Raw genomic sequence first — 9,041 nt, 5'->3', positions numbered from 1 at the left:
GGCTGAGATCCCACAGGGCTAAAGCCCGAGGAAGCTCAGCAGCTCACCGCGGAAAGCGAAGCATATTTCAGGAGCGGCGGCATGATCTTTTACTTTGCAATTCCTTTAATGTAAGCACCTTATTTATCTTTTAATGATTTAAGCGGCTTTGTTGCTGGACCTTCTATGACCTCGCCTTTGTAAGAGAAACGTGATCCGTGACATGGGCAGTCCCACGTTCGGTCACCATTATTCCAATTAAGCTCACAGCCCATATGCGTACAGGTTGTGTCGACCACGTGGAGACACCCTTCTTTATCCTTATACGCGCCTGCTCTTTTTCCGTCTACTTTTACAACTGCCCCTTCATCAACCGAGATTTCATCTATTGATTTATCTGCATCATCAAACTTGCCTTTTATAAGATGCTTTGCGACATCCAGGTTTTCAGACATAAAGTGGCGGATACTCGGGTCAGCGACAAAGCGTGAAGGCTTAAAGAGCTCTTCGTATGGACTGGGCCGATGTGTAATGAGATCACAAATCACATGAGCGGCAACCGTGCCGTTCGTCATCCCCCATTTTCTAAAGCCTGTGGCTACAAAAATATTTGGATGCATGCGTGAAAGTTTTCCGATATAAGGGACCTTATCAAGCGTCACAAGGTCTTGGGCAGACCAGCGGAAGCGGACCTTGGAATTAGTGAACATCTTTTGGCTGTATTCTTCTAGTGCCTCGTAATGATACATAGTATCCATGCCTTGCCCGGTTTTATGTTGTTCACCACCAACAATGACGAGCCTTTTGCCATCCATATCCGTGTAGCGTAGAGATCGTTTCGGCTCATCACAGCTTAAGTACATTCCTCCTGGAAATTCTTCATCACACTCGACAGCAACAACATAGGAGCGGTCTGCATGCAGTCTAGAAAAGTAAAAACCAGCGCCGTCATAGAACGGGAAATGGGAAGCGGCTACTACATATTGAGTTGAAATCCTTTTTCCATCACGTGTGACCACAATAGGAGCTTCGCCTTCTTTTACATCATCTGCAACCGTATGCTCATATATTTTACCGCCCATTTCAGTAAATCCTTTAATAAGATGAGCTAAATATTTCACTGGATGAAATTGTGCTTGGTTACGCATTTTGATTCCTGCTTTAATAGGAATATCGAGCGGCATGGAGGTAATCCATTCAGAATCAATGCCAATTTCCTGATAAGCTTTAAATTCATGTTCTAGCTTGCTGACACCTCGGTTATTGGTGGTGTAGAGGTAGGCATCCTCATCTGTAAAATCACAAGCCATTTTCTCTTCTTTCACTAACTTACGGATAAATTGAAGGGCAGCATCATTTGCCTCGTAATACAACTTTGCTTTTTCAATGCCGAGATTATGGATTAATTCATCATAAATCAGGTCATGCTGCGCTGTTATTTTAGCGGTTGTATGACCTGTTGTTCCGTTGACTAATACATCTGCCTCGATTAAGGTCACATCTAATCCTTCTTTGGCGAGCAGGTAGGCCGTTGTAATTCCAGAAATCCCACCACCTACAATACAGACATCAGTCTTAATGTCTTCTTTAAGGGGAGGAAAGCTTGCTAGCTGGCTTGTTATTCTCCAATATGGCTCTGGTCTCTCAGGCAGCTGATTGGGTGTGTGCTCATTCATTGAATTAAACCTCCTCAGTTCGTAATCTACTTCCATATTTTGTCCTAGTTGGTATGTTCTTATGTATCACAAATTAAGCTTCGTTAAACGTGAGGAATAAATTGAGGACTGCCGGATGGTGTTTTCCAAACAAAAAAGCTGCCCCGCTTAAGTGAGGCAGCCCGGGAGGCATCTATTAATAATAAAGAACACGAGTGATTCCGCATTTAGTGCAGCTAAGCGAATAGGAGTCTCCGGAAAAGGTATGTTCGCATGTTGTTTGTAACGTTATAATCTCTTTTTCAATTTCCTTTACTCTAGCGTTGAGTGCGGCTCGTTCTTGCTCAAGCTTTGCAAGCCGGACAAGCTTCATATCTAACACCACCTTATTTATACAGCGTGCTGCCGTGCTCCTTAAATTGCTGTGCCTTCTCCTGCATTCCTTGCTCAATTGCCTGATTGGTTTCAAGGTTGTTTTCTTTGGCATAATCGCGAATATCCTGAGAAATTCTCATACTGCAGAATTTAGGACCGCACATCGAACAAAAATGCGCCGTCTTTGCTCCTTTTGCAGGGAGAGTCTCATCGTGATATTCGAGTGCTCGTTCTGGGTCGAGGGATAAATTAAATTGATCTTCCCAGCGGAATTCAAAACGAGCTTTTGACAAGGCATCATCTCTTTTTTTAGCACCAGGATGTCCTTTTGCTAAATCGGCTGCATGGGCAGCAATCTTATACGTAATAACCCCTGTGCGGACATCTTCTTTATTAGGCAGACCAAGATGTTCTTTAGGCGTGACATAACAAAGCATGGCCGTGCCATACCAGCCAATCATTGCCGCTCCAATGGCGGAGGTGATGTGGTCATAGCCTGGTGCGATATCTGTTGTAAGCGGGCCTAGAGTATAAAAGGGTGCTTCATTGCATGTCTCAAGCTGTTTATCCATATTTTCTTTAATTAAGTGCATTGGTACATGGCCGGGCCCCTCAACCATCACTTGCACATCATGATTAAAGGCTATCTTAGTCAGTTCACCTAGTGTTTCAAGCTCAGCAAACTGTGCGTCATCATTGGCATCAGCAATTGATCCAGGTCTCAGCCCGTCACCTAGTGAAAAGGCGATATCATAGGTTTTCATAATGTCGCAGATTTCTTCAAAATGAGTGTAGAGAAAGTTCTCTTGATGATGGTACAAGCACCACTGGGCCATAATGGATCCGCCTCGTGAAACGATGCCGGTCATCCGTTTAGCTGTCAGAGGAACATAGCGCAGGAGGACTCCTGCATGAATCGTAAAGTAATCGACACCTTGTTCTGCCTGCTCAATTAATGTATCCCGGTAAATCTCCCATGTTAAGTTTTCAGCGATCCCATTCACCTTTTCAAGAGCCTGATAAATGGGAACAGTCCCTACAGGAACAGCCGCATTTCGAATAATCCATTCTCTCGTTTTATGAATATCAGAGCCTGTTGAGAGGTCCATTATTGTATCGGCACCCCACCTGGTCGCCCAAGTCATCTTTTCTACTTCTTTTTCAATAGAGGAAGTAACGGCAGAGTTGCCGATATTTGCATTTATTTTCACGTGAAAATTTCGACCGATGATCATCGGCTCTGATTCTGGATGATTTATATTGTTTGGAATAATGGCACGTCCAAGCGCAATTTCATCCCGCACAAACTCTGGTGAGACCTGCTCTCTGATCGCGACAAATTCCATCTCCGGCGTAATCATACCTTTTTTCGCATAATGAAGTTGTGTGACATTATTTCCTGCTTTCGCTCTAACGGCTGTCAGGCTTTGACGAGGAAATTCTTGATAGGACGCTCTAGGATCATTCTCACTTTTATACCCATTATCCATTGCACATACTTTTCGGCCGGAATAGGTCTCGACATCACCACGTTCAAATATCCATTTGCTCCGTAGAGGGGGCAGCCCTTTTTCTAGCTCGACAGTATACTGTGGATCAGTATAAGGTCCGCTTGTATCGTACACACGAAGCGGAGGGTTATCTTCATCACCGAATGAACCTGTGGTTTTGGATAAGGAGATCTCTCTCATTGGGACTTTGAGATCCTCTCTTGAACCTCTCACATACACTTTCTTACTTTCTGGAAATTGGGACATGATTGATAAGTTTTTTTGCATCGTATCAGACATCATTTTCTCTCCTCTGCTTGTGTTGTGGAGGACGAGATCTGTACATAAATAGGATAGGGGAGTACATAAAAAACCGAGTCCAAATCATAGATTTGGGCCCGGCTTATACTATGTAGAAGTAGTCAAATAGACATGAAAATACTTAGGAGTCTCTAACTTCCCTACGCTGGTATGAGCCAGATCAGGTCCGAAGGGTTAAAAAACTTCAACACGTTCTTCTCTCAGCCCAGCTCGTTGGACACCCCTAGTTAATGCTATTAAGTTCTTTAAAACAAAATCTCTTACAAACCAAATCCTAACATGAGAAAGTTTGGAAGATCAAGTTAAATTTTCGCTCTTTTCAAACAGAATCATTATAATGGTGTTCAAAGGAGTGACTTCAAAATGAACCGTCGTGCATTAATACTTGGGGCAACAGGGCTTGTGGGAAAGCAAGTTGTTGACCAATTATCTCAGTCGAAGGAATACAAAGAGGTACATGTACTAGTCCGCAGACCTGTGGATAAATTAAACCCTAAACAAATTGTTCATTTGGTAAACTTTGATACCTTGGAAAAAGGCGATATTCCAGCAGTAGATGATGTATTCATATGTATCGGAACCACGATTAAAAAAGCTAAAACAAAAGAAGCTTTTAAAAAAGTTGATTATGAATATCCGATAAAGGTTGCAAAGATAGCAAGGGAGCAAGGGGCTTCGCGTATACTTGTTATCTCTACGATAGGAGCAGACTCAGAGGCACGGGTTTTTTACAGCAGAGTAAAAGGCGAAATGGAAGAGGCAGTGAAGAAAGTAGGTTATCCACATGTGGATATCTTCAGACCTTCTCTTTTGTTAGGCAACCGTGAAGAATTTCGCTTTGGGGAAAAGCTGGGTGAGTATGCAGTAAAAGTGATGAAGCCTCTTTTGTTGGGCCCGCTTAGAAAGTATAGAGGAATTGAAGACGTGGTGGTTGCACGGGCGATGGTTAAACAGGCGTCAGAAAATAGAAATCCAGGTACAGTGATTTTTCAATCAAATGAGATTGAAAAGGCTGGGAGAGAGGAGTGAAGTAAATGTTAGAGCGGATCGATCATACAATCATGCATAGTTATCCTGGCATGGTGGCGCTAGTGACGGCGGCAGTTGAAGGGGAACATAATATAATGGCATGTGGATGGCATACTTATATTTCTTATGAGCCTCCTATATACGGGATAAGTATTGGGCGTGAAAGGTATACATACCAGTTGTTAAAGAAAGCAGGGAAATTTGCGATAAACTTTCTACCGTTTGAGAAGGCGGAAGTTATTCAAAAAGCAGGGGTGACCTCAGGAGCTGATACAGATAAATTATCAACCCAAGCTTTCATAGAGGGTGAGGCAACGGGAGCTCCCATTTTAAAAGAGGCCTACGTAGCATATGAGTGCGAGACAGTTGATGTTAAGACATATGGAGATCATGATTTTTTTGTCGCCGAACTTGTGGGCTTTTACCAAGATGAGGCTCTCTTTTTGAGTAATGGGCTGCCAAATTTACAACAACTTTCAATTCCTTTATATCTAGGGAGATCAAGGTACGTTAAGCTCGATAATAGAGTAAGGTCCAAAGATTATTTTTAAAAAGAAGATACTTTAATAAAAATGAAGAGGATCCCCCGATATGATGTTAGTGTCTGAAAAGGAGGATCCTCTACAACTCCCAATATTTCACCGGCTTCGCACTAACCTCATCCACTTCCTACTTCCTCTTCTCTACCTTCATCATGAGCCCGCCTTTAGGCCGAAGTGTGATAAGGGGCTGTGGTGTTATTTTTTGTTGGCTGCTTGTTAAGGTGAATTTATAATTCTGAGCAATCGCAGCTAAAGCTAACGTAGCCTCCATCATAGCGAAGTGGTTTCCGATGCAGACTCGCGGCCCGCCACCAAATGGAAAATAGGCAAAAGGAGGCAAGGTTTTAAGAAAATTATGATCAAATCGTTCCGGTTTGAAAGTGTTAGGTTCATGATAGAATGATGCGTTTCGATGCATAACATACTGACTGATTAAAACCATCGCCCCCTTGTTAAATAAGTAGGGTCCAATTTCTATGTCTTCTTCTACTTGCCTTCCGATCACATAGGCCGGAGGATAAAGTCTCATTGATTCAAATATTACATTTTGCGTATAAGTAAGCTTGGTGTAATGTTCTGGTAAGAGCGCCTCTCCATTTGTGGCCTCTTTTATTTCTGCGTACAGTCTTTCATCAACACTTGGATGTTGTGATAATAAATATAACGTCCATGCTAAAAGATTAGCTGTTGTTTCATGTCCAGCAAGAAATATCGTCATTAATTCATCTCGTAGCTGCTGATCAGCCATTGCAGCCCCGTTTTCTTCATCCCGAGCTTTCATTAACATCCCTAATAAATCTTCTGATTGATTATCTTCTAATCTTCTTTTGCTAATGATAGAAAAAAGGACATCATCCAGCTCTTTTACCGCCTTTTTCAGTTGTCGATTTGCTTGAGTAGGGACCCATAAAGGCAGAGGAGAGAGGGAGCGCATTCTTTTGATACCAAGTTTCATGACTGCTTCCATCGGTTGTTCTATCACATCTGCCCCTTGTCCCATCTCCATGCCAAACAATGTTTTTGTAATAATGCCAAGCGCTATATTCATCATGTCAGCTGCAATATTTCTCTCTTCTCCGTCCTTCCAATCTTTTATAAATGCGTTTGTTGTTTCTATCATATCTTGAGCGTACTGGTGGATATGTGTTTTTTTGAAGGCAGGCTGGATAAGTCTCCGCTGCTTCAGGTGAGACTCTTTTTCATTGGTTAATAGACCTTCTCCTACCACAGCTTTTAGCATTTGGATATCCCGAGATTTAATGAATGCTTTTTGTTTTGTCACCAAGATTTCTTTAATAAGATCTGGATCATTGACAAAATACACTTCTTGAAATAGGCCGAAACGAAAAGAGCTCACAGGACCGAACGTCTCAGCTTGGTTGCTTAAAAAGCGAAGCGGATCAGATGTGAATGCTTGTAAGCTCCCTTTTAACCAATGTTCTTTTGGACCTGGTATTGGTTTTCTCCTTTGAAATCTATTAGTCATTGTTCATCATCCTCATTTTTTTACTAGTAACGGAATTAGGATATGTAGAAGAAAGAGATTGGAAAGGTATAGATGCGGAAGGACAGAGAGAATTGGTTCGTGTGCTTGATTTTATTAAAGGTAGGTTAATCTATGAACGGATTACCCGCAGCATGTGTATAGTGTAAAAGGCAAATTTCACAGGAAGAAGTATAGAAATAGAAGGATAGAAGGAGAGTAGAAAATGGGTAAAAAATCAAAATCAAAACCTAAAAGAGCGATAGTGACGTCTTTTGGCAAAAAACTAGAGAACAAGATGAATCAACAGGTTAAAGAATGGGTAGAATCTGCAGAAAGTGTTGAGCAGATGAATGCTATGCTAGAAAGTCATGTCCAATCCTTAAAGAAAGTAAGAGGATACTCTGAGCTTATTTCTCAGCAGCTGAATATACCATCAAAGGACGATGTAGCAAGAGTTGCTAATCTTGTTATTCAAGTAGAAGAAAAGATTGATAGGCTAGAAGAGAAGGTTGATCGTTTGGGGGAGGAAACAAAAACATTAAAGAAAAAGTCAGAGGGAGTTAGCCAAAGAGAGAAAACGAATAAGAGAAATGACAGCAGGCAAACCGTTATAAATAATAATCATGCGGCATCACCAATGCTTATGGTGAATCCTCATATCACAGATCCTCGTCTGTTTCAGAATGAGCTTGAATGCATGCTAGATGAGGAGTGGGAGTAGATGGAACATTTTGATAGATTATTAAACCCTCATATAGGACAAACATCTCGAGTGGCCGTTTGGAAGAAAAATAAAGCGACGCTCTGGTATTATCCAGCGAAGAAAAAAACGTATCGTGTTCCTTTATTTCTCGTCTATTCCTTGTTGAATAAAGCCTATATTCTTGATTTGGCACCCGGGATGAGTATGGTGGAGGCTTTTAATAAGCAGGGGTATGATGTGTATTTGCTTGATTTTGGAGTGCCGGGATACGAGGACGGACATCTTACAATAGATGATTACGTGTTGAAGTATATCAAGCAGGCTGTCAAACGAGCGCTTGCTCATTCTAGGGCAGAGGAATTGAGTGTGATTGGCTATTGTTTAGGTGGTACGTTGGCATTAATGTATACGGCTTTAAGCACGGAGCCTATTCGGAATCTCATCCTATTTGCGCCTCCTCTTGATTTTGATGAACCGCCTTTTTTAGAAAAGTGGACAGAAGCGTTAAAAAGGGAAGAGATTAGTTTTGATGACGTGATCGACCAATATGGTTTGATTCCTGCTAAGCTAGTAGAGGTTGCTATGCGGACAATGACTAAACCATTTACTTTCACAAATACATTGTTTCCTCCAGTTCAAAGCCATACCCAACGTTCAAAGAAAGCAGAACTTGTAAGCAAGTGGGTAGAGGATCATATTCCTTTTTCAGGGGCTGCATTAAAACAGTTAATGAATGAATTGGGAAAGAAAAATAAATTGATTTTAAATGAGCTTTATTTAGGCGGGGAACATGTTAACCTTCGAAACGTCACGGCGGATTTGCTGGTTGTTTCTACGACTGACGACTTAATCGTACCAGAACATTTAACAAAACCATTGATGAAAATGATAGGGAGTGAAGACCGGACATATAAGCGAGTAAAAGGGGGCCATATCAGCCTTGCGCTTTTAGGAGAAATTCCGGATTTTCTCGAAAGTTGGCTTGAAGTACGGTCAGACCGGATATAATCAGAATAAATACGAAGGCTAATCTAGCGGATAAGGTCACTGAAAGAGGACATTCATATTCCTATAGTAGTTGTTGATCTCCGCTGCAGGGACTCGCTTTCCGCGGGCGGTCCGGAAGCCTCCTCGTCGCTCGCTCCTGCGGGGTCTTCCCTGGCCTCTCACTTCCCGCAGGAGTCGAGTCCCTTCCGCTCCGATCAACGGAGAAAGTAGGCAATTAAGTCGCTCCCTCAGTGCATGCAGTTCTTGACTAATTTAGCTTTTAGTATAGTAAATAATTAAGGTTTTGATTGGTTTGATCCAAAACGACATGATCCCAATAAACCCTTTATATAGCACGTAACTTAGCGGATGAAATATGCGTAGACTCCTGTGTGGCCTAGAGGAGGCCACTGATAAACCCATGGTTTTTTTAGTGGCCTGAGGAAATGATTAAAAAAATAAAAAAAAGGGCAG

The 9,041-nt window shown here is 42.0% G+C and carries 8 protein-coding genes and 1 riboswitch; of the genes, 4 read left to right on the top strand and 4 right to left on the bottom strand.

The window, feature by feature from the left end:
* Positions 1–119: 119 nt before the first annotated feature.
* From A33I_RS16955 to thiC, 3 genes are all read right to left on the bottom strand, one after another.
* Positions 120–1,655 carry an FAD-dependent oxidoreductase gene (locus tag A33I_RS16955; RefSeq protein WP_022629527.1) on the bottom strand — a complete coding sequence of 512 codons (1,536 nt, stop codon included), beginning with the start codon at positions 1,653–1,655 and terminating at the stop codon, positions 120–122.
* A 175-nt stretch (positions 1,656–1,830) separates the two neighbouring features.
* Positions 1,831–2,007: a hypothetical protein gene (locus tag A33I_RS20950; RefSeq protein ID WP_022629526.1), complete on the bottom strand. Its 177-nt coding sequence runs from the start codon at positions 2,005–2,007 to the stop codon at positions 1,831–1,833.
* Between the two features lie 13 nt (positions 2,008–2,020).
* Positions 2,021–3,799, bottom strand: coding sequence for a phosphomethylpyrimidine synthase ThiC (gene thiC, locus A33I_RS16950; protein WP_022629525.1), 1,779 nt, complete (start codon positions 3,797–3,799; stop codon positions 2,021–2,023).
* A gap of 141 nt (positions 3,800–3,940) precedes the next feature.
* A riboswitch (TPP riboswitch) is annotated at positions 3,941–4,055 on the bottom strand.
* 128 nt (positions 4,056–4,183) lie between these two features.
* On the opposite strand from thiC, the gene A33I_RS16945 reads away from it, so the two are divergent.
* On the top strand, positions 4,184–4,849 hold the full coding sequence (locus A33I_RS16945; protein ID WP_022629524.1) for an oxidoreductase: 666 nt from the start codon (positions 4,184–4,186) through the stop codon (positions 4,847–4,849).
* A 5-nt stretch (positions 4,850–4,854) separates the two neighbouring features.
* Positions 4,855–5,400, top strand: coding sequence for a flavin reductase family protein (locus A33I_RS16940; RefSeq protein WP_022629523.1), 546 nt, complete (start codon positions 4,855–4,857; stop codon positions 5,398–5,400).
* 118 nt (positions 5,401–5,518) lie between these two features.
* Here A33I_RS16940 and A33I_RS16935 read toward each other — a convergent pair whose 3' ends face one another.
* Positions 5,519–6,877 (bottom strand): cytochrome P450, encoded by a 1,359-nt coding sequence (locus tag A33I_RS16935; RefSeq protein WP_022629522.1) that lies wholly within the window; start codon positions 6,875–6,877, stop codon positions 5,519–5,521.
* A 223-nt stretch (positions 6,878–7,100) separates the two neighbouring features.
* Between A33I_RS16935 and A33I_RS16930 the strand changes: the two genes are divergently transcribed.
* The gene (locus tag A33I_RS16930) at positions 7,101–7,598 is read left to right on the top strand and encodes a methyl-accepting chemotaxis domain-containing protein (RefSeq protein WP_022629521.1); all 498 of its coding nucleotides are present in this window, start codon (positions 7,101–7,103) and stop codon (positions 7,596–7,598) included.
* Entirely contained in the window at positions 7,599–8,588 is a 990-nt protein-coding gene (locus tag A33I_RS16925; protein ID WP_022629520.1) for an alpha/beta fold hydrolase, read from the top strand.
* The last annotated feature ends 453 nt before the right edge of the window (positions 8,589–9,041 follow it).

It is taken from the genome of Alkalihalophilus marmarensis DSM 21297 (genome assembly GCF_000474275.2).
In the GTDB taxonomy this organism is placed as follows: Bacteria; Bacillota; Bacilli; order Bacillales; family Bacillaceae_D; genus Alkalihalophilus; species Alkalihalophilus marmarensis.
Note: the sequence above shows the minus strand (reverse complement) of the source record. Positions and strands in the feature narration are given on the sequence as shown.

Bases quoted from the DNA above. Each gene is read 5' to 3' on its own strand.
- A33I_RS16955 (WP_022629527.1), bottom strand. From the start codon at position 1,655: ATGAATGAGCACACACCCAATCAGCTGCCTGAGAGACCAGAGCCATAT.
- A33I_RS20950 (WP_022629526.1), bottom strand. From the start codon at position 2,007: ATGAAGCTTGTCCGGCTTGCAAAGCTTGAGCAAGAACGAGCCGCACTC.
- thiC (WP_022629525.1), bottom strand. From the start codon at position 3,799: ATGTCTGATACGATGCAAAAAAACTTATCAATCATGTCCCAATTTCCA.
- A33I_RS16945 (WP_022629524.1), top strand. From the start codon at position 4,184: ATGAACCGTCGTGCATTAATACTTGGGGCAACAGGGCTTGTGGGAAAG.
- A33I_RS16940 (WP_022629523.1), top strand. From the start codon at position 4,855: ATGTTAGAGCGGATCGATCATACAATCATGCATAGTTATCCTGGCATG.
- A33I_RS16935 (WP_022629522.1), bottom strand. From the start codon at position 6,877: ATGACTAATAGATTTCAAAGGAGAAAACCAATACCAGGTCCAAAAGAA.
- A33I_RS16930 (WP_022629521.1), top strand. From the start codon at position 7,101: ATGGGTAAAAAATCAAAATCAAAACCTAAAAGAGCGATAGTGACGTCT.
- A33I_RS16925 (WP_022629520.1), top strand. From the start codon at position 7,599: ATGGAACATTTTGATAGATTATTAAACCCTCATATAGGACAAACATCT.